Source organism: Prevotella sp. ne3005 (assembly GCF_900110085.1).
GTDB lineage: Bacteria > Bacteroidota > Bacteroidia > Bacteroidales > Bacteroidaceae > Prevotella.
The window spans coordinates 395,484-420,329 of sequence record NZ_FOCK01000002.1; the positions used below are offsets into that span (position 1 = coordinate 395,484).

Annotated in this window: 19 protein-coding genes and 1 pseudogene; 3 read left to right on the plus strand and 17 right to left on the minus strand. The window is 49.5% G+C overall.

Annotation, left to right across the window (positions count from 1 at the left end; translation table 11 throughout):
* Position 1 precedes the first annotated feature (1 nt).
* From uvrA to BMY16_RS04675, 3 genes are all read left to right on the plus strand, one after another.
* Positions 2-2,827 (plus strand): excinuclease ABC subunit UvrA, encoded by a 2,826-nt coding sequence (uvrA, locus tag BMY16_RS04665; protein ID WP_091840435.1) that lies wholly within the window; start codon positions 2-4, stop codon positions 2,825-2,827.
* Positions 2,824-3,492 carry an AlkZ-related protein gene (locus BMY16_RS04670; RefSeq protein WP_091840437.1) on the plus strand — a complete coding sequence of 223 codons (669 nt, stop codon included), beginning with the start codon at positions 2,824-2,826 and terminating at the stop codon, positions 3,490-3,492. Before uvrA ends, BMY16_RS04670 begins: the two co-directional genes overlap by 4 nt.
* Before the next feature lie 195 nt (positions 3,493-3,687).
* A complete protein-coding gene (locus BMY16_RS04675) occupies positions 3,688-5,778 on the plus strand; it encodes an LruC domain-containing protein (protein WP_091840438.1) in 2,091 nt (696 codons plus the stop codon).
* A gap of 144 nt (positions 5,779-5,922) precedes the next feature.
* Here the strand turns inward: BMY16_RS04675 and BMY16_RS04680 are convergent, their stop codons facing one another.
* The 17 genes and pseudogenes from BMY16_RS04680 to BMY16_RS04755 all read right to left on the minus strand — a co-directional run bounded on the left by BMY16_RS04680 (position 5,923) and on the right by BMY16_RS04755 (position 24,730).
* The gene (locus BMY16_RS04680; RefSeq protein WP_091840440.1) at positions 5,923-6,105 is read right to left on the minus strand and encodes a hypothetical protein; all 183 of its coding nucleotides are present in this window, start codon (positions 6,103-6,105) and stop codon (positions 5,923-5,925) included.
* A gap of 566 nt (positions 6,106-6,671) precedes the next feature.
* Positions 6,672-8,102: an NADH-quinone oxidoreductase subunit N gene (locus BMY16_RS04685; RefSeq protein ID WP_091840441.1), complete on the minus strand. Its 1,431-nt coding sequence runs from the start codon at positions 8,100-8,102 to the stop codon at positions 6,672-6,674.
* Positions 8,103-8,122: 20 nt separating this feature from the next.
* Positions 8,123-9,643 (minus strand): complex I subunit 4 family protein, encoded by a 1,521-nt coding sequence (locus BMY16_RS04690; RefSeq protein ID WP_091840443.1) that lies wholly within the window; start codon positions 9,641-9,643, stop codon positions 8,123-8,125.
* 4 nt (positions 9,644-9,647) lie between these two features.
* On the minus strand, positions 9,648-11,639 hold the full coding sequence (gene nuoL, locus BMY16_RS04695; protein WP_091840445.1) for an NADH-quinone oxidoreductase subunit L: 1,992 nt from the start codon (positions 11,637-11,639) through the stop codon (positions 9,648-9,650).
* A gap of 44 nt (positions 11,640-11,683) precedes the next feature.
* On the minus strand, positions 11,684-11,992 hold the full coding sequence (gene nuoK, locus BMY16_RS04700; RefSeq protein WP_091840446.1) for an NADH-quinone oxidoreductase subunit NuoK: 309 nt from the start codon (positions 11,990-11,992) through the stop codon (positions 11,684-11,686).
* Positions 11,989-12,504 (minus strand): NADH-quinone oxidoreductase subunit J family protein, encoded by a 516-nt coding sequence (locus BMY16_RS04705; RefSeq protein ID WP_091840448.1) that lies wholly within the window; start codon positions 12,502-12,504, stop codon positions 11,989-11,991. Before BMY16_RS04705 ends, nuoK begins: the two co-directional genes overlap by 4 nt.
* 6 nt (positions 12,505-12,510) lie before the next feature.
* Positions 12,511-13,056, minus strand: coding sequence for a 4Fe-4S dicluster domain-containing protein (locus BMY16_RS04710; protein WP_091840450.1), 546 nt, complete (start codon positions 13,054-13,056; stop codon positions 12,511-12,513).
* Positions 13,057-13,065: 9 nt separating this feature from the next.
* The gene (nuoH, locus tag BMY16_RS04715) at positions 13,066-14,154 is read right to left on the minus strand and encodes an NADH-quinone oxidoreductase subunit NuoH (RefSeq protein WP_091840559.1); all 1,089 of its coding nucleotides are present in this window, start codon (positions 14,152-14,154) and stop codon (positions 13,066-13,068) included.
* Between the two features lie 4 nt (positions 14,155-14,158).
* A complete protein-coding gene (locus BMY16_RS04720; protein ID WP_091840452.1) occupies positions 14,159-15,772 on the minus strand; it encodes an NADH-quinone oxidoreductase subunit D in 1,614 nt (537 codons plus the stop codon).
* Complete coding sequence (locus BMY16_RS04725) at positions 15,769-16,482, minus strand: NADH-quinone oxidoreductase subunit B (RefSeq protein WP_091840454.1); 714 nt, start codon at positions 16,480-16,482, stop codon at positions 15,769-15,771. Before BMY16_RS04725 ends, BMY16_RS04720 begins: the two co-directional genes overlap by 4 nt.
* A complete protein-coding gene (locus tag BMY16_RS04730) occupies positions 16,473-16,823 on the minus strand; it encodes an NADH-quinone oxidoreductase subunit A (RefSeq protein ID WP_091840455.1) in 351 nt (116 codons plus the stop codon). The genes BMY16_RS04725 and BMY16_RS04730 overlap by 10 nt, the downstream gene beginning before the upstream one ends.
* Positions 16,824-16,980: 157 nt before the next feature.
* The gene (locus BMY16_RS04735) at positions 16,981-18,498 is read right to left on the minus strand and encodes an alkaline phosphatase family protein (RefSeq protein WP_091840457.1); all 1,518 of its coding nucleotides are present in this window, start codon (positions 18,496-18,498) and stop codon (positions 16,981-16,983) included.
* Positions 18,495-19,775, minus strand: a complete 1,281-nt coding sequence (locus BMY16_RS04740; protein ID WP_091840458.1) for an AGE family epimerase/isomerase — start codon at positions 19,773-19,775, stop codon at positions 18,495-18,497. The genes BMY16_RS04735 and BMY16_RS04740 overlap by 4 nt, the downstream gene beginning before the upstream one ends.
* A 7-nt stretch (positions 19,776-19,782) precedes the next feature.
* Positions 19,783-21,177: an MFS transporter gene (locus BMY16_RS04745; RefSeq protein ID WP_091840460.1), complete on the minus strand. Its 1,395-nt coding sequence runs from the start codon at positions 21,175-21,177 to the stop codon at positions 19,783-19,785.
* On the minus strand, positions 21,159-22,250 hold the full coding sequence (locus BMY16_RS15805) for a glycoside hydrolase family 26 protein (protein WP_262987321.1): 1,092 nt from the start codon (positions 22,248-22,250) through the stop codon (positions 21,159-21,161). The genes BMY16_RS04745 and BMY16_RS15805 overlap by 19 nt, the downstream gene beginning before the upstream one ends.
* A pseudogene (locus BMY16_RS15810) lies at positions 22,236-23,471 on the minus strand (glycoside hydrolase 5 family protein); the annotation flags it as partial. The pseudogene BMY16_RS15810 and the gene BMY16_RS15805, both read right to left, overlap by 15 nt.
* Positions 23,472-23,839: 368 nt before the next feature.
* Positions 23,840-24,730: a hypothetical protein gene (locus BMY16_RS04755; protein ID WP_091840463.1), complete on the minus strand. Its 891-nt coding sequence runs from the start codon at positions 24,728-24,730 to the stop codon at positions 23,840-23,842.
* Positions 24,731-24,846 lie beyond the last annotated feature (116 nt).

Here is a 24,846-nt window from a genome sequence, read left to right on the forward strand (position 1 = left end):
TATGAAACGAGAAGACGATAAAATCAATGTATATGGTGCGAGGGTGCACAATCTGAAGAACATCGACGTTGAAATTCCCCGCAACTCCCTCACTGTCATTACGGGTCTCAGTGGCTCGGGTAAGTCATCGTTGGCCTTCGACACTATCTTCGCCGAGGGACAGCGCCGTTATATCGAGACCTTCTCTGCCTATGCACGCAACTTCCTCGGTGGTATGGAGCGCCCCGATGTCGACAAGATTACGGGGCTCTCGCCCGTCATCAGCATTGAGCAAAAGACCACCAACAAGAATCCCCGCTCCACCGTGGGTACTACGACAGAGATCTATGACTACATGCGTCTGCTCTTTGCCCGTGCAGGCCGTGCATACAGCTACGCCACTGGCGAGGAGATGGTGAAATACACCGAAGAGAAGGTACTCGACATGATTCTTCACGACTATGCCGGCCGCCGCATCTTTATCCTTGCCCCACTGGTCAAGAGTCGTAAGGGACACTACCGCGAGCTCTTCGAGGCCATGCGCCGCAAGGGCTACCTCAACATGCGCGTCGATGGCCAAATGCTCGAAATCGTCCGCGGCATGAAAGTCGACCGTTATAAGAACCATGACATCGAGGTGGTCATCGACAAGTTGCAGGTCAGCGAGAAGGACGACGAACGTCTCCGTAAGTCGGTCGCCATCGCCATGCGTCAGGGTGAAGGACTTATCATGATTCTCGACAAAGACACCAATCAGGTCAAACATTTCTCCAAACGATTGATGTGCCCTACTACAGGCATCAGCTACTCAGACCCGGCGCCCAATAACTTTTCGTTCAACTCCCCCCAAGGAGCTTGTCCTCATTGTAAAGGACTGGGCATCATCAATCAGATCGACCTCACGAAAGTCATCCCCGACCGCAAGGTGAGCATCCACGAAGGCGGCATCGTCCCCCTCGGCAAGTACAAAAATCAGATGATATTCTGGCAGGTTGCAGCCATCCTCAAGCGCTATGAGTGTGACCTGAAGACCCCCATCGCCGACATCCCTGACGAAGCGATGCAGGAGGTGCTCTATGGCTCACTGGAGAACGTGCGGATAGACAAAGAACTCGTCCACACCTCCAGCGACTATTTTGTCTCCTTCGACGGCATCATCAAGTACCTGCGCAATGTGATGGACAACGATGACTCCAGCGCAGGACAGAAGTGGGCTGATCAGTTCCTTGCCGAGTGCGAGTGTCCAGAATGCCACGGCCAGCGTCTCAACCGCGAAGCCCTATCCTATAAGGTCTGGGACAAAAACATCTCCGAACTGGCCTCAATGGACATTGCCGAACTCCGCGAGTGGCTCGATGAGGTAGAGCCTCACCTTGACCACCAGCAACAGCAGATTGCCCATGAGATTCTGAAAGAGATACGCACCCGACTCGACTTCCTGCTCGAGGTAGGTCTCGACTACCTCGCCCTCAACCGCCAGTCGGCCTCGCTCTCCGGCGGTGAGAGCCAGCGCATCCGACTCGCCACACAGATAGGTTCCCAGCTCGTCAACGTGCTATATATCCTCGACGAGCCGTCCATCGGCCTCCATCAGCGCGACAACGTGCGACTCATCCGTTCGCTCAAGGAACTGCGCGACCTGGGCAACACCGTCATCGTCGTCGAGCATGATCAGGACATGATGCTCAATGCCGACTACATCGTAGACATCGGTCCCCGTGCGGGTCGGAAAGGTGGCGAAGTCGTTTTCCAAGGCACTCCCCAAGAGATGCTGAAGACCAACACGATTACCGCTCAGTACCTCAACGGCCAGCAGCAGATAGCCCTGCCCGAGAAACGGCGTGCGGGTTCGGGGCACAGTCTCTTGCTGAAAGGCTGTACAGGCAACAATCTCAAGCACGTGGATGTCGAGTTCCCGCTCGGCAAGCTCATCCTGATTACTGGCGTCAGCGGTTCCGGCAAGTCTACCCTCATCAACGAGACCCTGCAGCCCATCCTCTCCCAGCATTTCTATCGTTCGCTCAAGGTCCCCATGCCTTACGACAGTATTGAGGGACTGGAATATATAGATAAGGTGGTGAACGTCGACCAAAGTCCCATAGGCCGCACACCCCGCTCCAACCCCGCCACCTATACGGGTGTCTTCTCAGACATCCGCTCGCTGTTCGTCAACCTTCCGGAAGCCAAGATCCGAGGCTACAAACCTGGCCGCTTCTCGTTCAATGTCAAGGGCGGACGCTGCGAGACCTGCGGCGGCAATGGCTACAAGACCATCGAGATGAACTTTCTCCCCGACATCCAGGTGCCCTGCGAGGAGTGCCACGGCAAGCGATACAACCGCGAGACGCTCGAAGTGCGCTACAAAGGCAAGTCCATCGCCGACGTGCTCGATATGACCATCAACCAGGCTGTTGAATTCTTCGAGAACGTGCCCGATATCCTCCGTAAGATCAAGACCATCCAGGATGTAGGCCTCGGATATATCAAACTCGGACAACCCTCCACCACCCTCTCCGGTGGTGAGAGCCAGCGCATCAAGCTGGCCACCGAACTCTCGAAACGTGACACTGGCAAGACCCTCTACATCCTCGACGAGCCTACCACAGGACTCCACTTCGAGGACATCCGCATCCTCATGGACGTGCTGCAGCGTCTTGTCGACCGCGGCAATACCGTCATCATCATTGAGCACAACCTCGACGTCATCCGCCTCGCCGACTGGATCATCGACATCGGTCCCGAAGGTGGTCGCAAGGGCGGTCAGATTCTCTCCACTGGCACACCTGAGCAGGTGGCTCGCTCCAAGAAAGGCTATACCCCACGCTACCTCAAACCCCTTCTCAAATGAACCGCGTAGAACTCCACTCCTGCCCCGAGCTCATGGACTATATCCAGCAGGTGGGCTTCCTGCCGTTGTTGGATAGCGGCATCCCTGGCTATTCCGCCGAGGAGTTGGTAGATGCCGACTGCCGTTACGTCGTACTACCCGATGGCGGATGGGACTGGCCCCTGTGGAAATGGAAAGGTCCCATCGTCACTGAAGGACATTGTGTCTATGGTAAGTTCTTTGCAGGTAAGGCTGGTTTCGTCAGTCGTGAGTGGTGGCCAGACCTTTGTCACTGGCGTCGCAGTCATGCGCCCGTCCCAGCTGCGGGCAGCATCGAGGAAGCCATCCTCTTCACTCTTGCCGAGCACGGCAGCCTCATCACCCGCGAGCTTAGGGCAGCCTGTGGCTTCACAGGGCCTAAGATGCGCAGCCGTTTCGATGCCTATGTCACCCGATTACAGATGCAGTGCCGCATCGTCACCGAAGACTTCGTCTATCCCCTCGACAAGCACAACCGCGAATACGGCTGGGGTTGGTCGCTCCTCACGTTGCCCGAGCGATTGTTAGGCCGCGAAGCCTGCCAATGCCCTCGCACCCCCGAGGAATCCTTCGCCCGCCTCAAAACCCATCTGGAAGCACTCCTCCCCACTGCCTCCGAGAAACAAATCCTCAAACTCATCGGATAAGCCTTACGATTACCATCAAAATGTGGTCATGAATGCCCGCTGCAAAATGACAATCTTTTGCAAGCGAATTTGTATGATTATACCAGTAAGGCGGTTAATAAATGTTAAGAACAAGCATTTCGTAGTTGTTTTCTTCTTGTTTAACCGAATTATTTTGTATATTTGCATAAATAATCAATAAATATCAGGACACGTATGAAGAAAATAATTGTAATTGCGGTTTTAGGATTAATTGTATCCAGCTGTTCAAAAGGCCTTGATGGTATGAAACCAGAGCCAACACCAACCCCAGAACCAACCCCAACAACGAAGGTTCCAAATTCGTTTGATTTCTCAACAGTTCAAAAGGTAAAACTCAATGTCGACTATTCTGCATTTAAGACTTACGGGCCGGTTTTCTTCGGTGTTTATGCCCAGAATCCATTCATAACAGTTGATGATGCCCCCGAAGATCAGTGGAATGAGGCTGTTGCTCCTTTATTTGAGGATTATACAGAGGCAAATGGTAAGTATAGTGCAACTATAGAGTTGCCCACTTATGCCCAGCATCTGTATATTGCGACGGGCAATTTCTTTACGGGAATGCTCCTGATGGAGGCCGATGTACAGAACGGAACTGCATCTGTGGTTGCCGAAAAAGTAACTGTTGCCTCAACCCGTGCAGCAACCCGTGCGGAGGGACCAGGCGAGTCGACAGATGATATAGCAAAACTAAAAATGGGCCTCAAGACTGATGGCAAGACGAGGATCTATCAGGAATGGAAGAACTGGCTTGGTACATGGAACTCGGCTTCAGGTTATCCTGACTATATGCTTGATAAGACAACTGCAGACCCCAAACTGGTTATCAGTGAATCGGAATTGGAAGGTCTTTATGCCGCAGTGGGTACAGCATTTGTATCAGGTAGTGCCATGAATAAGGAGTATTGCTCATCTCCAGACCTGTTGCTTGAGAATGATTCTGAGGTTACATTTACCCTCCTTGGCGGTAGTACATGTTGGAACTCTTCATTGGGTTACTATTATTATACAGATGATAATAAGCCGACAAAACCTGAGGATATTAATATCATCATGGTGTTCCCGAATACCCAGGATGGTCAGTGGGCAAGAGCGATAGAGAGAAAGTTGGAATCTTATCAAGGAAATATAGGCGTAAACCGTGGTGACGTGGTTCAGCTGATGTATTATCCTAATATTGCCAACGATGACAAGACGGGTGCAACCAAGACATTCCCTAAAGGAACAAGAATCGGTTTCATTTTGAGAACCCAGGGATGGGGCAAGCAGGGTAATGCCTATTGTATCAGATGTCAAGGACCTAAATATTGGTCCAATAAGTATAATACATGGTGTGCTACCACAGATGGCTTGTCGTACTCTAGTGATGGCGGAAAATTCCCCAATCCTAATGGGGAAAGCCGTGGTGCCAAGTTCAGCTACAAGACAGCTGATGGTCAGACCTACACAATCGTGTCGTTTGAGGATGCCAACGACGACCAGGATTTTGATGACTTGATTTTTGCGCTTAAGCCGGTGGGAGTATTTGCTCCATTGCCAGAGATAGAACACAAGAAATCTTCAACCAATGGCGTATATGCTTTCGAGGATCTATGGCCAAAGGCTGGTGACTATGACCTCAACGACGCTCTGGTAAACGTGAAGCACGAGAAAGAGTTTAATGAAAACGGAAAAATCATCAAGGAGACATTCTATCTTACCACCTATCAGAACTATGTTACTTTGACCAGTGGTTTGGCTCTTACTTTGAATACGAAGAAAAATCCTAAGTCGATAGTGATGAAGAAAATGGCCAAAGGCTCAACGGTGGCAGAGGAGGTCTCGTTTACTAAGGATGGTAATGATGTGTATTATCTGACGTCAGACGTCAAGGGTGAACTTGGAACCACATATATCCTTGAACTAACGTATCAGAGTCCATTGGGCTCGTCTGCTGATATGGCATCAGTAAAGCCTTTCATCTATCGTTCTGAAGGCGAAAAGAACTGGGAGGTACACATCCCAATGGAAGCTCCAACTGCAAAGATGAATACCAGTTATTTTGGTACAGAAGATGACTGTTCTGACCCAAGTAAGGGATTGTATTTCGTTCGCGAGGGCAATTATCCATTTGCATTCTACATGCATGGTGTAAATATCAGTGTATTTGAAAATACCATCCTGAAGCGCGAAAACGAAAGCAAACGCATCGATGAGTTATTCCCGGGCTTCCTGGAGTGGTCAACTTCAGGTGGTACAACGAATCAGGATTGGTATATCAAATAATCAAATAGGGAATAATTGAATTTAAAGTGTGTGGCTCAAAGACAGAAAACGTGACACGCGACTTTGAGACATTAAGCACCGACCAACATGAAGGCTCACCCACTCTACGAAGAGTGAGGGAGCCTTTCCTTTTGAGGGAGTTAGTTATTGTTTTTTCTCAAACTTGTGGAGAGCATCGATGATTTGCTGGCGCTTTTCACTGGGGATGCTGACCAGACGGAGGGTTGTCTTTTTATTCAGACAATAGGTGTTACCTTTCTGGTTGTATTCTACATGAAAGACGAATTCGCCAGGTTTGCGCTCTGTGATGATTCCTTGTTCATCCATCAACACAAAACCGTGCTTAAAGTCTGATTCCTTTTTACCATTTTGTTTTTTTACATGCAGAGTAGTTATTATTGACAAACGGGCTCGTAATACGGGCGTTTTAGTCAGCAACTTGTCTGACGGCTTCAAATACACGATTTTGGGGCCATTATGATAACCGCCTGATTCATTGATAGTTACGTTTATATGCAAAAAGAGGGGGTAACTTTTAGGTCGTCGAAATATAGTCTTTCACCCATCGAAACGGCATCTTTCGTTCATTCAGATATAGTCTTTCACTATATAGGGAACGTTCGAACGAGTTGTTTAGACTATCTAAACACCTCAAAAGGATAGTCTAAACTCATGGTTAGTCAGTATCTAACCTCAAAAGAGCCTAAAAGTGCCTCTCAGTTTTCCTAGATTGAGCAAACTGAGAGACCTTTTTTTAGGCACATATTCTTTACTTTTCCGAACCGTCGGGAGAGGTAATGGTTAAGCAATACTATCGACCGTCAGACATGAAAAAGACAACTCCCCCACTCTGTGAAGAGTGAGGGAGCCTTTTTCTATTGAGGGGGTTAGCATTACATTCCTGCAGCGGCAATCCACTCGTAGACGCAGCTGACGACACCGAAGAAGGCGATGCCAGCGGTGCAGATGGCCAGAGCCGTGCGAGTGTAGCAGTCGCTCTGGAAGGTGGGCAGCGGCGTGTCGGTCTTGGTGATGTACATGGCCTTCACAATGAGCAGGTAGTAGTATAAAGACACTACCGTATTGACCAAGGCAACAAACACCACGAAGTAAGCCATGGGCTCGCCGTTCTGGACACCTGCCATGAATACGAAGAACTTGGAGAACATACCTGCAAACGGAGGAATACCTGCCAGAGAGAACAATGCCAAGGTCATGAGGAACGAGAGCTTGGGATTGGTCTGGTAGAACCCGTTGTAAGCAGCCATGTCTGTACGGCCTCCGTTGTTCTGCTCCACCACGTTGATGACGGTGAAGACGGCCATATTGGCTACGATGTAGACAAGTACATAGTAGGTCAGCGACGCAATGCCGAGCTGAGAGTTGCCTACTACAGCAAGCATGATGTAGCCCGCCTGTGAGATACTGGAAAATGCCATGAATCGCTTGAGCTCCGACTGACGGATGGCAAACAGGTTGGCCACCGTGATGGAGAGCACAATCACGATATAGAGCATGTAGTCCCAATACTCAACCATGGGGGCAAAAGTCTTCATGAGGATGATGCACAACGTAATAGCGGCAGCACCCTTAGAGATAACACTCAGATAGCCGGTAACAGGTGTAGGAGCTCCCTGATAGGTATCGGCCGTCCAGAAGTGGAAGGGCACGAGGGAGATCTTAAAGCCGAGACCACTGAAGAAGAACACCAAGCCCATGATGGTCAGGGGCGATGCTGCAATCTTTGCGGCTACATCGTCGAAGTAAAGTGTACCAGTGGCTGCATAGATGAACGAGATGCCAAACAGCATGACACCGCTGGAGAAGGTTGCCACAAGGATATACTTGGCAGCTCCCTCAGCGCTGTCGTTACGATCACGGTCGAAGGCCACCATACAGGCCAAAGGCACTGAGGCGGTTTCGAGGCCAAGGAAGAACAGCAGGAAGTTGCCACTTGACATCATAATAAACATACCCAGCAGGGTGCTGATAATCAGCATGTAGAACTCACCACGAAGCTTCTCAGCTCCCTTTTTGAGCCAAGGCTCAGCCATAATCAGCACGATGACAGAACCAAAAGCAAGAATAGTCTTCATGACATTCACAGCTGCTGAAGCCACATAGAGACCGCCAAAAGCCTCGGAGGGCTCAGAAAAGATTGCTATGCGGAATGGCAAGACGGCCATCAGAGCGACAGTAACAGCAAACAACACGTCGTGTTTCTTCTCGCTCTTATGCAGACAGAAGTCAGTGAAAAACACTACTATCAGGATGATCACGAGGTAGAACTCGGGAATCATATTTAAGAATTGTCCGTAATTCATATCTTATATCCTCCTAACTTTTACATGACACCTATTGACTGAAGAATCGTACCTGCGGCGGGTGAGATCATGTCGCTGAAGAAGAACGGCATGCAACCCAGACCAGCCACACAGAAGATAAGGCAGATTACTGCGACGCGCTCATCCCATGTAGCATCGGTGAGCTCGAGGAAGTGCTTGTTCTCAACCTCGCCATACAATATCTTACCAACCACACGCAGGATATAGACTGCCGTTACGACAATCGACGTACATGCAATGATGGTGGCCACCATGCGGAATGAAGCATTGGGATCGCCAAACTGCTCTGCTGCACCGAAAGAACCCACGAAGATGGTCATCTCAGCAATGAAACCAGAGAAACCTGGCAATCCAAGATTGGCAAGACCAGCAATCACATAACCCACAGCGAGGAAAGGCATGATCTTCATCAGACCAGCCAACTCACGGATGTCACGGGTATGGGTACGACCATAGATCATACCGATCAGGGCAAAGAAGAGGGCCGTCATCAGACCGTGAGACAGCATCTGGAGCACAGCACCGGTAACTGCGGTCTGACTCATCATCAGGAGAGCGAAGAGCACCAGACCGCAGTGAGACACTGAAGAGTAAGCATTGATATACTTCAGGTCGGTCTGTACACAGGCACTCAAAGCACCATAAACCACAGAGATAGTGGTAAGGATGAGGAAGATCCAAGAGAGATCCTGGGCAGCCTCAGGCAACAGATACATGGCGACACGGAAGCAGCCATAACCTCCCAGCTTCATCAGCACACCAGCGTGCAACATGGACACGGCGGTAGGCGCTGAGGCGTGACCGTCGGGAGACCATGTATGGAACGGGAACAGGGCTCCCAGTACACCGAAACCGATGAAGATGAAGGGGAAGAAAATGTTCTGTATCCAACTGGGGATAGCGTGGGCAGCAGCAATCGCAGTCAACTCGAAAGTGTAGGTGCCGCTATACTGGCCGTTGAAATAGTAGATGCCCAACAGGCCGAGAATCAACAGGGCCGATCCTCCCATCAGCATCAGGGTCAGCTTCATGGCCGAGTACTCCTTACGTCCTGAGCCCCAAACACCAATCAAGAGGTACATGGGAATCAGAGCCACCTCGTAGAACATGAACATGGTAAAGAGGTCGGTAGAGATAAAGAAGCCGAACACACCCGTAGAAAGTAGGGTAAACCAGAGGAAATACTCCTTGGTGAGCGGCTTGAGCTGCCATGAGGCGAAGGTGCCTGTGAACACGATGATACTGGAGAGCAGCAACATCACTACCGATATACCGTCGACACCTACTGAATAGGCAATATTCAACGGCTTGAACCAGGGCACACTATAAGTGAGCAGCATCTCTGCCGTGTTACCGGAGGCGCGCTCCTGGACAAAATAGATGGTCAACCATATAGAGAGGGCCAGCAGACACGAAGCTCCCGTTACCATCACACCACGCACCTGATTGAGATTCTTGGCAAGCCACAATCCCAACAGCATCAGGGCGGGAATCAATACGAAAACACTTAATATACTCATATCTTTAGATGCATAAAAGGATTAATGTTAATGCTACCGTGCCGGTGAGGAACCAAACGGCATACTGACGAACATCGCCACTCTGCCAGGGACGGATACTCTCGCCAGCCTCATTAGCACCCCATGCCAGGAAGTTGAACGTGCCGTCAACAACGTGGCGGTCGAACCAGGCAATAGGCGTAGAGACGCAACGGAAGATAATACGGTGTGTGACATACTGCCAGATCTCATCCTGATAGAAACGCTTGTAAGCTGCACGATGCAGACGCGGGAACTGCTTGTACAGACGATCGGCAATGGGCTGGGTCTCACCCTTATAGATATAGGTGGCCAGGCAGATGCTCAGGATGGCTATCACTGTGGAAGTGGCAGCAATCTTTACATCGAAGTGGATGGTATAGTCGTAGCCACTGGCAGTGACGAAACTACCAAACGAGCCACCCCAGCCAAGGAAGCCAGCGAGCGTCGTGTAGACACCCACACCCACCGTGATGACACTGAGTACAATAAGAGGAATGGTCATCGAGAGCGGAGCCTCATGCGGCGTATGATGTGCATGGGCCTCCACATTCTCCGTGCCCCAGAAGATACCGTAATAGAGACGGAACATGTAGAAGGCTGTCATGGCGGCAATACCCGTCATGATCCAGCCAACCACAGGACTATAGTGCATGCAGGCGGTAATGATCTCATCCTTTGAGCTGAAGCCCGAGAAGAAGGGGATACCGGCGATGGCCAAGCACGAGATAAGGAACGTGATATGGGTAACAGGCATGTACTTACGCAGTCCGCCCATAAGTGCCATCTCGTTAGAGTGTACAGCATGGATGATGCATCCGGCACCAAGGAACAAACAAGCCTTGAACATGGCATGAGTGAACAGGTGGAACATACCAGCCATGAAACCGAGCTGTGCGTGATTGTCCCACAGACTGTCATGACCAACAGTGCAGACGCCCAAAGCCACCATCATAAATGCAATCTGCGAGATGGTGGAGAAGGCGAGCACACGCTTGATATCACTTTGGGCACAAGCCACGGCAGCAGCATAGAAAGCGGTGAACACACCCACCCAGACCACAATGCTCAATGCCTCTGGAGCGTACTGGATCCAAAGGGGGAACATACGGGCAATCTGGAACACACCAGCTACCACCATGGTAGCAGCGTGGATAAGTGCAGATACTGGCGTCGGACCCTCCATGGCATCAGGCAACCAGATGTGCAACGGGAACATAGCACTCTTACCGGCACCACCAATGAACATCAGCACAAGAGCCGTGGGGACAATCAATCCGCCAGCGGTAATAGCCTTCAGCATATTGCCAGGGATAAACGGTGTCGTTCCCGCACCCATCACGATGTCCGCACCTCCATCGGAGAACCAGAAGCTGAACGAATCGGTGAAATAACCGAAGGTCAGGATACCTATGAGGAAGAACATATCGGCAAAACGCGTCACGATAAAGGCCTTCTTTGAGGCGGCAATGGCGGGCTTCAAAGGATAGTAGAATCCAATGAGCAGGTATGACGATACACCTACCAACTCCCAGAACATGTACATCTGGAAGATATTAGTGGCCAGAACCAAGCCCAGCATTGACATCGTGAAGAGAGAGAGGAAAGCGTAGTAACGCTGGAATCCCTTCTCGCCGTGCATATAGCCGAATGAGTAGATATGAACCATCAGGGATACCGTCGAGATGACTATCAGCATCATCACACTGATAGGATCCAGCAGAATACCGAGATCGAAATGCAGATTGCCAAGAGGCAACCAAGTGAAGTTATAAGGAACATACGTCTGATAGACATCCTCCACACGGTCCAGTCCAAAATACTGGAAAGCAGTGAGGTATGAAAGTATCGTGACGATGCCCAGCGAGCAGGTGCCGATGAGTCCGGCCACCTTGTGCTGCATCTTCATGCCAGCCAGTCCAAGAACGATGAACGACAGCAGCGGCAGAAGCATAATGAAAATAGTATATTCAAACATAATGATCAATTTTCAATGTTCAATTTACAATGTTCAATTTACCACTATCGTTTCATATTCTTGATAGCCTCAACGCTGTCGCTCTTGAATCGGCGATAGACATTGATAATAATAGCGATAGCAACTGCACTTTCGGCAGCAGCAACGCCAATCACAAAGAGCGTCATAAACATACCCTCCATACCGTTGGGATAGAGCAGACGGTTGATAGCGGCAAAGTTGATGTCAACTGCATTGAGCACCAACTCAACAGAGATGAGCATGGCAATCAGGTTACGACGGGTAACGAAGCCATAGACACCAATAAAGAACAACAGGGCACTAAGTGCGAAAAAACATTCAACGGGAATCATGCCTTATCCTCCTTTCTTGCTACTACCAAGCCTCCGATGATACATGCCAGCAGGAATACTGAGATGAACTCGAAGGGTAATACATACTGATACTTCTCTGAACCAACCAGAGCCATACCGATTTCCTTCATCGGCACCTCTACGTTGGCAATCTCCTGAGTGATGAAACCCGTCTTGACCAGAATCAGACTCACGACCACCAATCCGGCAAAGGCTGCCAGACCGCCAGCAATCATCTTACTAGACTTGACTCGCTCCTCAAGCCCCTGAAGGGTGCGCTTGCTCACCAACTGGATGGCGAACACATAAATCATCGTAACGCCTCCAGCATATACTGAGATCTGAGCGGCGCCCAGGAAGGTGTAGTCGAGCAGGAAATAGATGCCTGCTACACCGAAGAGCACAAACAACATAAATGTTGCGGCTCGCATAATCTTCGTCGTGGTGACACACATCAGTGCTGAACCAATGATGAACACCGCGAGAATGATAAACATAATTGTATTGCCCATAACGCGTTACTTCGTTTTAGTGTTAAACTTACCGACCTCCCACGCTGCGCCTCCTTCAATCAAGTTAGGCAATGAACCGCCTTGGTAAACCTCCTGATTCAGATGGAGCACCAGCTTGCTGCGGTCGAACACAGCATTCTCGAAATCATTCGTAAACTCGATGGCGTCGAAGTTGCAGGCGTTCGTACAGAGCTGGCAGAACATGCAGTCACCCAGGTCGTACTGATAATCGTCGAGCACCTTCTTTTTCTTGCCCGTCTCAGGATCCTCTGCCATGTGGGCAGTAATCTTGATGGTTCCATTAGGACAAGCCTTCTCGCACAATGTACAAGCCGTACACTTGTAGCTGCCATCCTCATTACGCTTGAAGGTCAAGCGACCACGGTGACGCTTTGCTACATGGAGTGTGGTCTTGCGGTTCTCGGGGTACTGCTCTGTTGACTTGTTGGTGAAGAAGTCCTTGAAGTATTCCTTCCAGGTGGTCTTCATACCTGTAGCCAAAGTCTTCAGGCCATGCCCGATTTCTCCGAAATATGTTTTATTATCTTCCATTGCTATACCTTATTTAATATATAGGCCCAGGGCCACAACAACAGTCATAATCACCAGGTTGACTAGCGCCAGTGGCATCAAGTACTTCCACTCCAGCTTCAGGATCTGGTCGATACGCAGACGGGGGAATGTCCACTTAATCCACATTAGGATCCAAACCAGGAAGAAGGCCTTACCCATGAACCAGAAGATGCCGGGGATGTAGTTCATCACCTCGTCGAAAGCATCGATACCGATGTTCACAGGTGCCCAACCACCGAGGAACACCGTAGCGGCGATACCTGCGATGATAAAGAGGTTCAGGAACTCTGCGAGGTAGAAGAAGCCGAAGCCCATACCAGAATACTCGGTATGATGACCAGCGGTCAACTCACTCTCAGCCTCAGCCATATCGAACGGGCCACGGTTAGCCTCAGCATTACCAGCGATGAGGAATACGAAGAAGGCGATAATGGCGGGGATATGACCCTGGAAGATGAGCCACTTCCAAGGACCCGTCTGTGCCTCAACGATACCACTCATCTGCATAGTACCTGTCAGGATCACAGCAGTGATCAGACAGAGGCAGAGCGACATCTCGTAAGAAATCATCTGCACAGCACCACGCATGGCAGAAACCACAGAGTACTTGTTGTTAGAACCCCAACCTGCGAGGAAGATACCTACCACACCGATAGAAGAAACGGCAGTGAGCAGGAACACACCTACGTTGAAGTCGAGCACCGTAGCACCATTGTTCCAAGGCAGGAACGAGAAAGCACCCACGGAGCCGATAATCACCAGGAGCGGAGCCACGAGATAGAGCAGCTTGTCAGCACGGTCTACGATGAAGATCTCCTTGATGAGCATCTTCAGCACATCGGCAAACACCTGCAGAAGGCCCCAGTAACCTACTCGCATCGGGCCTAGACGGCACTGGAAGTAGGCACAAACTTTACGCTCCATAAATATCAGTACAATCGCAATCAGCGCATATCCTACGAGGATAGCCGTGCCAACCAAGATGCACTCAATCAATATTGCCAACCAGTCAGGACACCCGATGGTGAGTCTGAGGAGTTGGTCGAACCATTGTGTTACTATAGAAAAATCGAACATAATCTTATCTGTCAATATCAGGAATAACTACATCAATAGCGGCACACGTTGCAATCAGGTCGGCAATCTTCTGACCACGAAGCATCGGATCGAAGGCACCTACCAATGAGAGACCCATCGGACGCATCTTCATGCGGTACGGGCTCTTGTCACCACGAGAGTCGAGATAAACACCAAACTCACCAGCCACACCCTCAACAGAGTAGTACCACTGTCCCTCGGGGCACTTGATGATAGGCTTCTGCTTCACATAGAAGTCGCCCTCGGGGATGTTGTCGATCAACTGCTCGATGATGTTCAGGCTCTGGTACATCTCGTTGATATGAACGAGATAGCGGTCCATAGAGTCGCAACCATTGAGTGTGCACTGCTCCCACTCTACCTTGTCGTACATATCGTACGGGTGGTTCTTACGAACGTCGTTCTTCCAACCAGAAGCACGGCCAGCAGGACCAGTCACTGCATAGTTGATACAATCTTCAAGACTCATCGGACCACAGTTCTCAAGACGGTTGTGGGTGATGATATTGTCGCCGAAGATATCCATATACTCCTGAATCGTAGGACGCAGGTACTTCACCAGATCCTTACAGTTCTTCACGAAGTTAGGATCAATATCATCCTGCAGACCTCCGATACGGTAGTAGTTCTGAATCAGACGACCACCAGTAGTCTCCTCCATACAGTTCAGCACGTGCTCACGATCACGCATACCATAAAGCATACCTGTCAGAGCACCCAGGTCCTGAGCCACACAAGAGGTGTACAGCAGATGAGAGTCCAGACGCTGAAGCTCATCCATGATGGTACGGATGTACTTGATACGGTCGGTCAGTTCTACCTCAAGCGCCTCCTCAATAACACCAACAAGCGCATGGCGATGTTGCATAGCACCCAAATAGTTCAGACGATCAGTCAGAGCGAGTGTCTGGGGATAGGTCATGCTTTCCCACATCTTCTCAATGGCACGGTGGATATAGCCAAGGTGCGGATAGATGCGCTTCACGGTCTCACCATTCAGCACGGTCTGAAGACGGAGCACACCATGAGTAGCTGGGTGCTGAGGACCGATGTTGATCACATAGTCGTCAGCGCTGAAAAGTTTATTCTGTTTGCTCTGCAGAACACCATCCTTGTCGAGATAAAACTCCAGACCATAGTCGGGTTCTACATCGTCTTCAAGCGTGTATTTGTCGTTGAATTCCCAATCCTTACGGAAGGGGTAGCCCTTAAAGTCGTTACGCAGGAAGAGGCGGCGCATATCAGGATGACCCAGGAACACGATGCCATAGAAGTCATACACCTCGCGCTCCAGCAGATCGGCTACACGCCAGATTTTTGAGACTGTAGGCAGATAGGCAAGCATCTGACCGTCCATCTCACCAGTACCATTAGATGACATACCGTCGCCACAAACCTGAGTCTTGGCAATCATCTTGACAGAGCAACGCTCATGGGTATTGGTATTCTCGAGGATATAGATACAGCCGAGACCCTCTTCCTTTCCAAAGTCCTCGCCTACGATGGTGACAAGATAGTCAAAGCCCTTCTTGTCCTTCAAGTTTTGCATCTCCTGTGCAAACTTGTCAAAATCGAATGATAAGAACTCTAACTTCATGCCTTGCCCTCCTCTTTCTTCAATTCTTCTACAAACTCCTGGGGAACATTCGTCACCACGATAGGCTCACGACGATGATCGTTGTGCTTTGAGCGGAAGGTCAGCTCCTCATTAGATACGCCAAGCTCACGCTCCTCTGCAGTCTGCTTGTGGTTGGCACCACCGAAGAACTTCTCGATCTTCACCTTACGCTGCAACTGCATCATGCCATACATGATAGCCTCCGGACGTGGGGGGCAACCAGGAATAAACACATCTACGGGCACAATCTCTTCGATACCCTTCACTACATGATAGCTCGATTTAAACGGACCACCGCTGATGGCGCAGCCACCTACGGCAATCACATACTTCGGCTCGGCCATCTCGTCGTAAAGACGCTTCAGGGCTGGTGCCATCTTATGGGTGATGGTACCTGCACACATGATCAGGTCGGCCTGACGAGGAGAGTTACGCGTTACCTCGAAACCGAAACGGGCAAAGTCGTAACGGGCACAACCACATGCCATGAATTCGATACCACAGCATGAGGTGGCAAAGGTCAATGACCAGAGAGAGTTGCTTCGACCCCAGTTAATCAATTGGTCAAGCGTGCCCGTAATCACATTGACGCCACCCTCATGGAGCTCGTCAATAATTTTCTCCAACGAGGCATTATCTTTCCATTCCTCGTAGGGAATACTCTTGATGTGAGGCTTTCTTACTTCCATTCCAAGTCTCCTTTCCGCCAAGCATACGCCAAGCCTAAAACCAGAACTACCAAGAAGAAACCGATGCTCAGCAGAGCCATCGCACCGAACTCCTTCACTACTACTGCCCATGGATACAGAAACACCGTTTCCACATCAAACATGAGGAACAAGATGGCGAAGAGGTAGAATCCCACGGAAATGGGCAGCCACGAGCTGCCTCGCGTGGGGATACCACTCTCATACGGCTCACCCTTCACCTTCGCATAGGACCTCGGTCCTATCAACTTAGCTACGACGTAAGCCGCCACCACCAATGTCAAAGCCGTCAACAAGACGGTAATTAACAAAGTAAAGTTCATAAAATAATTATAATGTTATAACAATATTGTTCTCGCTCTTAAGCAGTTAGGGCAAAAAGAAAGTACCTTCACGGCTATTCAGCTGCAAAGGTACTAAAAATATTTGTAAATACAACGAATAATTATAAAAAAATCGTTAATTCCCTATTTCTTCATATCAGTCGTCGATAATTTCCGTGATAGGTTCTCCAACACATGCATTGGGTTGCTGAATATGCAACTTCTGGCAAACGGTGGGAGCAATGTCGGTAATATGCACTTCACGACTCGTTGCACCATGCTCCACTTTCCAGCCATAGAACAATAGGGGTATATGTGCATCATAGGGGTTCCACTCGCCGTGGGTCGTTCCTACAGGCGACGAATATTTGCCGAATCCATACCAGCCAGGTTCGAGCATGAAGATGATATCACCAGAACGGTCGTGGTGATAGCCTTTTAGGGCACGCTCTTTCAGAAACTCAGGCACAGGAGCCGTAGCAGCTTTCTTGAAGTCGAAAGCAAACGACACATGAGGCAGTTTCTGTATTTCCTCCACGATAGCATCGCGGATTGCCTGTTCGTCGAGACCCTGCTCGCGGATAGCTTCCTTGTCGAGAACAACACGATAGTCCAGACAGTCCTTGATGATATTTTTCGTCAAGCCAAACTTCTCTGTCAGTTGCTTGGCAGCCTCTTTCACATATACCCCATCCCATTTCCATGCACCTCCATTGAGCTTATGATCCTCCATGAACTGGAAATTATGGGCACCACCATGATCAGCAGTAAGGAACACTAGATAGTTGCCTTCTCCCACCTGTTCATCGAAGGCCTTCAACAGTCTGGCTATGTCCTTGTCAAGTTCCAGATAAGCCTCGTCAGTATGTTGACCCCGGGTGGCCCACTCATGTCCGATAATATCGGTCTGTGAGAAGCTAATACAAAGCATATCCGTTTCCTTGCCCTTACCCAACTGCTCACCCTTGAGGGCACTGATAGACATATCGGCAATAAGATGACCGCAAAGGGGATATAGTCCCACGTCCTTGCCCACCTTCTGCAATTCTTTGTTTTTCTTCATCTGGGCATTAAAGTCTTTTGCCCACTGTGGCAGTTCCTGCATGTACCAGGTGCTGGTAATGAACTGACGGTTGTCGGTGTCAATCCAATAGGCGGCATTGGCACTGCGGCCTGCCGGCAAGGCAGAGGCGCGGTCCTTATAACTTACGCCGATCACCTTCGACTGGAAATCGGTATGCAACCTCAGTTGGTCGCCGATAGTCGAGGCCAACAGGTTGACTGGTGAAGACTTACCCTTTTTCTCATTGTTTGTGCCTACAGGCATCACGTTGGGATCCTCACAACTCGAGCGTTTAACACCATTGATATAGAAAGTGTTACCACAAATGCCATGGAAAGCCGGCGTACTACCTGTGTAGATAGAGGTGTGACCGATAGCGGTGATCGTTGGCAGGTAGTTGATCAGACAGTTGTTACAGCTATAGCCTTTGTTAATCAGACGCTTGAATCCGTCATCCTGAAACTGGTCGTAATACCTGCCGAGATAGTCCCAGCGCATCTGATCGACCACGATTCCCACTACGAGCTTCGGACGTTCGTTAAACCTCGTCTGCGCCTGCAGCTGAGCCGCCCAGCACATTGTCATAGTTAATAAAAGCAGCAGTTTCTTCATATCTCTTTTGTTCTTTCAATGATTTCCAAACACATACGGCTGTTATGATAGGGACACTTCCAAAAACCAGCCTTATCATCCGTGGTGTTGAGCGACCCGTCAGGATGCCGACTCCAGAACCACTCACCATTTTCCCAGTCTACAAGTTGTGTCTTGATGTACGTCCAACAATGCACAGCTTTCTCCAGTGCGTCCTCATCACCAAAATACTGATAGATGTTATACCACCCTACCACGTTCTCAGCCTGTACCCACCAGTGAAGGTCATCGTCAACGTGACCAGTATCAAGGTTCGCCTCATGTATCATCGACCCGTCAGAGCGCAACCCCTTTTCGGAGGCTTTGGCCACCTCACGGACTACCTGTTCCACCTTCTTGAGCACTTTCTGATCACCCAGCACCAAGGCTGCCTCATGCATCAGCCACGAACATTCAATATCGTGCCCATAACTCTCAAGATGGCCAGCACCTCGCGTCCAGTCCATCTCGAAGAACAGATCCAAATGGTGGGTCTCCGGGTTCAGAATCTTATCTGTAAAAATATCTATCAGATTACGTAATGCCCCCTCTACCCTCGCCAGGGTCTCTACTGGAACAGTGACACCTATGGGCAGGACGGAGCCGAGGACTGGCACATAGTTACATGATTCTGCAGCCTGCATCTCTTTCAGGCACCGATACAGGTTGGTATAGGGTTCAATGATGTGCAGATGGGTATTCTGCGATTTGGGATAGTTGGCATCGAAGTCCGACAGCCGCATATCAGCCATCTCCCCCCACTCTCTTGTACAAGCCTCTATATAACCGTTATACTGGGTATCAAACGAATGTTCCTCCACACACTCAAATAGTTCGATAGCATAGTCGAGCGCCTCACGGTCACCTGTTGCACGAGCGTATTCCGATAGTCCGTAGATAGCAAATCCAATGGCATAGAACTGTTTCTTGGTATCCAGCGGATTTCCTTGATAGTCCACGCTCCAGTAAACGCCCCCATACTCTTTGTCGACAAAATGTTCTATCAGATAGTCTTTGGCTCGTGTGGCAGCCTCAAGGTATTCCTCCTTCTGGAGCACACGATATGCCGCAGAGAACGACCATAAGATACGGGCATTAAGTATTGCCCCTTTCTCAGCCTCACGATGAAGCACGCCCTGTCCGTCGATACGACCATAAAAACCTCCGTTCTCATGATCCTGCATTTTGTCAAGCCAGAAACGCAGGATGTTACTTTCCAGCACATCCAGCATCTCTTGTTTCATTGTTTTGATATCCATAATCTTTTTATTCTATATCACGATACTTTCTCAATTCATCATTGATGGCATGTACACGCTTCGTTGTCAGCGGATAGAACCATACCACGATGATTGCGAAGGCTGCCACGGCAGCGGGAATAAAGCTCATCAACCAACGGAGCACCATCAGGGCACTCTCAGGCTGAGTGGCTCCTGCAGCCAGCGCCGCTGCATCTGTCTCATAACCAAAGCCCGACAGCAACCACAACACAGCTGCACCACCAATAGCACCACCAAATTTCTGAGCCATAGAGGCCGATGAGAAAATCAGGCCCGTAGAGGCTGTGTGATACTTCAACTCGGCATAGTCACTCACGTCGGCATACATACTCCAGATTAATGGTGACATAATACCAGTAAAGATAGAGATTACTACCTGCAAGATGAGCATCACCCAGAAGCCGTCAGGGGTACAAGGTACGAAGAAGAAGGCCACACTGAATACCACGAGGGCAGCGTTCACCAGGATAAAGGTCGACTTCTTACCGAGCTTATTGGCGATGGGAACACAAAGAGCCACACCAGCCATGTTCGACACCTCACCGATACCCAGGAACAGACCTGAGTAGAAGAGGAACATGATACCAAAGAACGATAGGCTGACATCCGGACCGATAATATCGAGGAAGAAGTAGGCTACCGTAGCACCACGCACCGTATTGAAAAGGTTCGAGCAAAGGGCAGCACCAATGAGCAGCCACCAAGGTTTGTTTGACAGTAATGACTTGAAGTCACTACCCACACTCACATTCGATGTTGTCTTCAGATGTTCCTTTGTCAGCAGGAAGCAAAGAATAAACATCACAAAACAAGCCGAGGCGATGCATACCATACCCCAGAACCAACCGTCGGGGGACTTATAGCCACCAAACATGTTTGTCAGCGGTTCCCAAAGGAACAGGGCAATGAACGAACCACCATAGGCGAAAAACATACGGAACGAAGAGAAAACCGTCTTCTCGTTTGTATCATCTGTCATTACACCCAACATGGCGCCGTAAGGCACATTGATACCTGTGTAGACGGTCATCATCATGATATAGGTAACATATGCCCAACAAAGCTTGGCACCATAGTTCCAGTCAGGAGTGGTAAACAGTAGGATACCACAGATAGAGAACAGCGGTGCTATCCACAAGAGATAAGGACGATACTTACCCCACTTAGTGTTCGTTCGGTCGGCGATGATGCCCATCATCGGGTCTGAAACAGCATCCCAGATACGAGTCACAAGAACCAGCACACCCGCATCGATGAGCGATAGGCCGAAAATGTTTGAATAAAAGATAGGAAGATAGTAAGAGAACACCTTCCAGAACGTCGACGATGACATATCACCGAAGCCGTAACCGATTTTCTCGATTAATTTAGTCTTTGCCATAGATATTGTGAATTATTTATTTCTTTCAGGAACAATACGTTCTTTTTAGCATACATCTCATTGAAATAAGGCGCATCGGGTTTCGACGGGGACGGACCGAACCACTCTTCCTTATAATTACGCCATACTAGGAAATAGCTAATCTGATACTTGTCGAGCACAGGTGTTAGCGTTGATGTCCACCATGTGGGGTCCGTCAGATTCTTTAAGCCGCACTCCGTCAGAGCAGGGATTTTCCCACGATCAGCGGCAAACTTAGTCAACATGGCGAGGTTGGCATCCAACTGGGTTACGAAATCCTCCTTAGACCCCCACTGATATCCATCAATGCCCACCAGCTGTATTCGGTCGTTGCCTGGGTAACGTTCTAGATATTTTGCCTCATCGAGATTGGAAGCCATACCTGGCGAGTATGCCCACAACAGGTTATCAAAGCCATCGGCCGTCAACTTATCCTGCAACATATTCCACAGGGCCTTATATTCCTCTACCGTACAGAGTTTCTCACCCCACCAGAACCAGCTGCCCGTATTCTCATGCCAAGGACGGAAAATGATAGGTATTTTCTGTCCATCGGAAGTTTTTAGTCCTGCCAAGAAGTCGCTCACACGCTGCATCCAGGTTTTAAACAGTTCGTGTTTTGACCCACCCTCAAGGATACTCTTTACAACGGTGGTATTTGTTACATCCCAAGCTGTGCCCTCCGGGAATTTCTGTCCGGCCAGACCACCTCCCTCAATAGTTGTCAGGGGGTTACGAGGGTGCCAACTGATGGTCACGATGCCACCACGCTCATGGTGCTTGATAATCTCCTCTGCCATACGGGTAAACGGCACGCTATCCAGATTCTTTTTGTCACCCATCTCAATGCCGCCAAGTTCAAAACCCATCACGGCAGGCCAATCACCACAGACGTTCTTCACATCGCTGGAGTCGGGCTGGTAGTCCCATGTCAGACCATAGAACGGATCATCCTGATGGCCGAACATATAGCCTTTCTTACGGAGCATTTCCAATCGTTCCATCAACCGCTGAGACTGAGATTTTCTTGTCCTGTCTATCTGACGTTTGATGACGGATAGCGTCGTTTCATCGGAAGCAAACACAGAATTCAATCCCTGAGCTTCTTGGGCAGGGTCGTTCGTATAATCGTCACCCACTTTCCATTGCTCGTGTTGTGGTTTGGCAAGTCCACCCCACCCCCAGAAGTTACAGCCGGCAAAATAGCCGCCTTTCTCCATGTTATCACAAACCAGCGAGAACACATATTCATAAAAACTGTCGCGCCCCCGCGTTGGTGTGCCCAGTGCAAACTTGAATCCGTCTCTCGGATAACCAAATTCCTCCATCACCAGCGGTTTCTTAATTCTCTCGCAGATTTGCAGGTGCCGGTCAATATAATCCTTCGTATTCTTCTTGGCCCTTGGCAGGTTCTCTATCAGCGAGTCCTGCTTGGCCCACCCCCAGTTGTAGGGCCAGAGATGAATGTTCGCATAATCAATGTTGTTGTCGGCTGTAATGCGTTCCCAACAGTCGTAGTCTCCTTCACAGCCCCAGGCTCCTTCTGAGCCTATCGAAATCAGATGATTAGGGTCGAGACTACGAATGAGGGCCGATGCTTCAGCGAGCCACTTCTCGAAGGCAGGCAGTGCCTCCTTGGAGAAAGCACGAGGCTCGTTGCCTATCTGCCACGACATGATGGCTGGATCATCCTTATAAGCTACACCCGTATAACGATTCGTACGACCGAGAATAAACTTCACATAATCATAAAACAGCCGATGCGCTTTCTCATTAGTAGCGTATTTACTCATAGCCTGCATAAAAGCCGGATAACCCACATCGTCGGGCCTCGGCTGCTTACCGGCTCCTGCGTGCTCCAGATAGAATCCATAGCCGCCGCTCCACTCCCAAGAGTTATTCAGGTAGAGTACGGCCACCATCTGCCGCTTGCCCATCTCCTGCAACAAGTAGTCGAGACCTGCCAGGATGGTATCGTTATATACGCCGGGCTTTACCTGCAATGTTGGCTCCACCTTGGTGGTCACGCCACGCTTGCCGTCAGAACCCACCAGAATGCGCAGGTTGTCAATACCCATCTGCTTCATCAAGTCAAGCTCCTGGCACAGACGCTCACGGTCTCCCCCCTGCCCTTCCGAGCCGAGGATGGCGCCATACCAGAAATTGGTCCCTACGTAATAATAGGGCTGACCGTTTTTGACGAAATGTCCATTCTCCACCTTCACAAACGAAGACGATTGAGCCAAGACTCTCTGCTGACAAAACGCCAGCATCACACACGTGATAGTTGTAAATGAAAACAGTTTTAGATTCATCGTATTTTAATTTTGTTGCAAAGGTAGTAAAAAAAGATGGAACAAAAGAATTTCTTCTATAAAATATTTATATTTTAACAATAGAAAGTCACATTGTAACTTTGCAACATTGTAACAATAAGGATGTAGCAATTTGGAGAAGGAGGTATATAAAAATTATTATATATTTTAATATATAATAATTAATAATATCTAACTTACGCATTCTTGAAGGTGCTTATTGTGACAAAGTGACAAAGTGACAAAATGACGTTGCAAAAATCCCGCTGCCTGCGAGATTACGGCACACAGACAACGAGATTACGACTCAGCAGGCACGAAAAGCCTTACGACTTCTCCTGATGGTATTTGATGAGACCCTCCAGCGGACTGCGGAAAATGGTGCCCACCTTGAAGTGGACGCGATCAGCAGCTTCGCGGAGCTGGTGCTGGTAGTACCAGGCAACACTACCTACAAAAGAGACGGGCAGGTCGGGACGGCCATAGGGATTGATGTTGATGGAGAGGAAGTCAGTGAAGTTGTCGTGAACCAAAGTCTGGAGTTCTTCCTCTTCATCGATATGGCGAGAGATAAAGTCGGACAGCGAGGCAAGGAAGCGATTAGCCAAGGGCTGACGGTAGACACGCTCGATAAGGATGGGAAGCGTAAGCTTTGTCTCTTGCTCGAAAAGGTTCTTAAGATCTTCGGAAAGTTGTCCGCTGTAGAGGTGATGAATGAGTCGCTTGCCGAGGACCGCCCCACTACCCTCGTCGCCGAGGATATAGCCCATGGCGGGCGTATGCTTCACAATCTGAGTGCCGTTGTAGAGGCAGGAGTTGGCTCCAGTGCCGAGGATGCAGGCTATACCCTCCTTACGGCCACAGAGGGCTCTGGCTGCGCCAAGCAGGTCACTATGGGCCTCGACGGTCGATGCCTGTGGGAACACCTCATAAAGAATCTGCGCCACAAGGGCCTCTTTTTCCGGACGGACACCACTGCCGTAGAAATAGACGGCATAGGGGAATTCGGGTGTCAGGCGGCCAGAACTCTTAAGTTTGCGCACTTCCTGGTTCTCGGACATGCGGGTTTGAAACTCGTCACTGAGGATACGTACAATTTCCTCACGCGACTGATGGACGGGGTTGATGCCCTGAGTCTGGATGACAACAGGTTCGGTACCGGCTGCAATGATGGCCCAGTCGGTCTTGGTGCTTCCGCTATCTGCAATAAGTATCATATTAATTTGACTGTTTTAATGTTCCTGACTGCAAAAGTAGTCAAAAAAATAATAATGAGCAAGAATAATCGCCTTTTTTTGCAGAGGAATCAGAAAAAAAGCCGTACCTTTGCACG

What these genes read in the sequence shown, in the direction of transcription:
- uvrA (WP_091840435.1), top strand. Translation starts at nt 2, where the DNA reads ATGAAACGAGAAGACGATAAAATCAATGTATATGGTGCGAGGGTGCAC.
- BMY16_RS04670 (WP_091840437.1), top strand. Translation starts at nt 2,824, where the DNA reads ATGAACCGCGTAGAACTCCACTCCTGCCCCGAGCTCATGGACTATATC.
- BMY16_RS04675 (WP_091840438.1), top strand. Translation starts at nt 3,688, where the DNA reads ATGAAGAAAATAATTGTAATTGCGGTTTTAGGATTAATTGTATCCAGC.
- BMY16_RS04680 (WP_091840440.1), bottom strand. Translation starts at nt 6,105, where the DNA reads ATGGATGAACAAGGAATCATCACAGAGCGCAAACCTGGCGAATTCGTC.
- BMY16_RS04685 (WP_091840441.1), bottom strand. Translation starts at nt 8,102, where the DNA reads ATGAATTACGGACAATTCTTAAATATGATTCCCGAGTTCTACCTCGTG.
- BMY16_RS04690 (WP_091840443.1), bottom strand. Translation starts at nt 9,643, where the DNA reads ATGAGTATATTAAGTGTTTTCGTATTGATTCCCGCCCTGATGCTGTTG.
- nuoL (WP_091840445.1), bottom strand. Translation starts at nt 11,639, where the DNA reads ATGTTTGAATATACTATTTTCATTATGCTTCTGCCGCTGCTGTCGTTC.
- nuoK (WP_091840446.1), bottom strand. Translation starts at nt 11,992, where the DNA reads ATGATTCCCGTTGAATGTTTTTTCGCACTTAGTGCCCTGTTGTTCTTT.
- BMY16_RS04705 (WP_091840448.1), bottom strand. Translation starts at nt 12,504, where the DNA reads ATGGGCAATACAATTATGTTTATCATTCTCGCGGTGTTCATCATTGGT.
- BMY16_RS04710 (WP_091840450.1), bottom strand. Translation starts at nt 13,056, where the DNA reads ATGGAAGATAATAAAACATATTTCGGAGAAATCGGGCATGGCCTGAAG.
- nuoH (WP_091840559.1), bottom strand. Translation starts at nt 14,154, where the DNA reads ATGTTCGATTTTTCTATAGTAACACAATGGTTCGACCAACTCCTCAGA.
- BMY16_RS04720 (WP_091840452.1), bottom strand. Translation starts at nt 15,772, where the DNA reads ATGAAGTTAGAGTTCTTATCATTCGATTTTGACAAGTTTGCACAGGAG.
- BMY16_RS04725 (WP_091840454.1), bottom strand. Translation starts at nt 16,482, where the DNA reads ATGGAAGTAAGAAAGCCTCACATCAAGAGTATTCCCTACGAGGAATGG.
- BMY16_RS04730 (WP_091840455.1), bottom strand. Translation starts at nt 16,823, where the DNA reads ATGAACTTTACTTTGTTAATTACCGTCTTGTTGACGGCTTTGACATTG.
- BMY16_RS04735 (WP_091840457.1), bottom strand. Translation starts at nt 18,498, where the DNA reads ATGAAGAAACTGCTGCTTTTATTAACTATGACAATGTGCTGGGCGGCT.
- BMY16_RS04740 (WP_091840458.1), bottom strand. Translation starts at nt 19,775, where the DNA reads ATGGATATCAAAACAATGAAACAAGAGATGCTGGATGTGCTGGAAAGT.
- BMY16_RS04745 (WP_091840460.1), bottom strand. Translation starts at nt 21,177, where the DNA reads ATGGCAAAGACTAAATTAATCGAGAAAATCGGTTACGGCTTCGGTGAT.
- BMY16_RS04755 (WP_091840463.1), bottom strand. Translation starts at nt 24,730, where the DNA reads ATGATACTTATTGCAGATAGCGGAAGCACCAAGACCGACTGGGCCATC.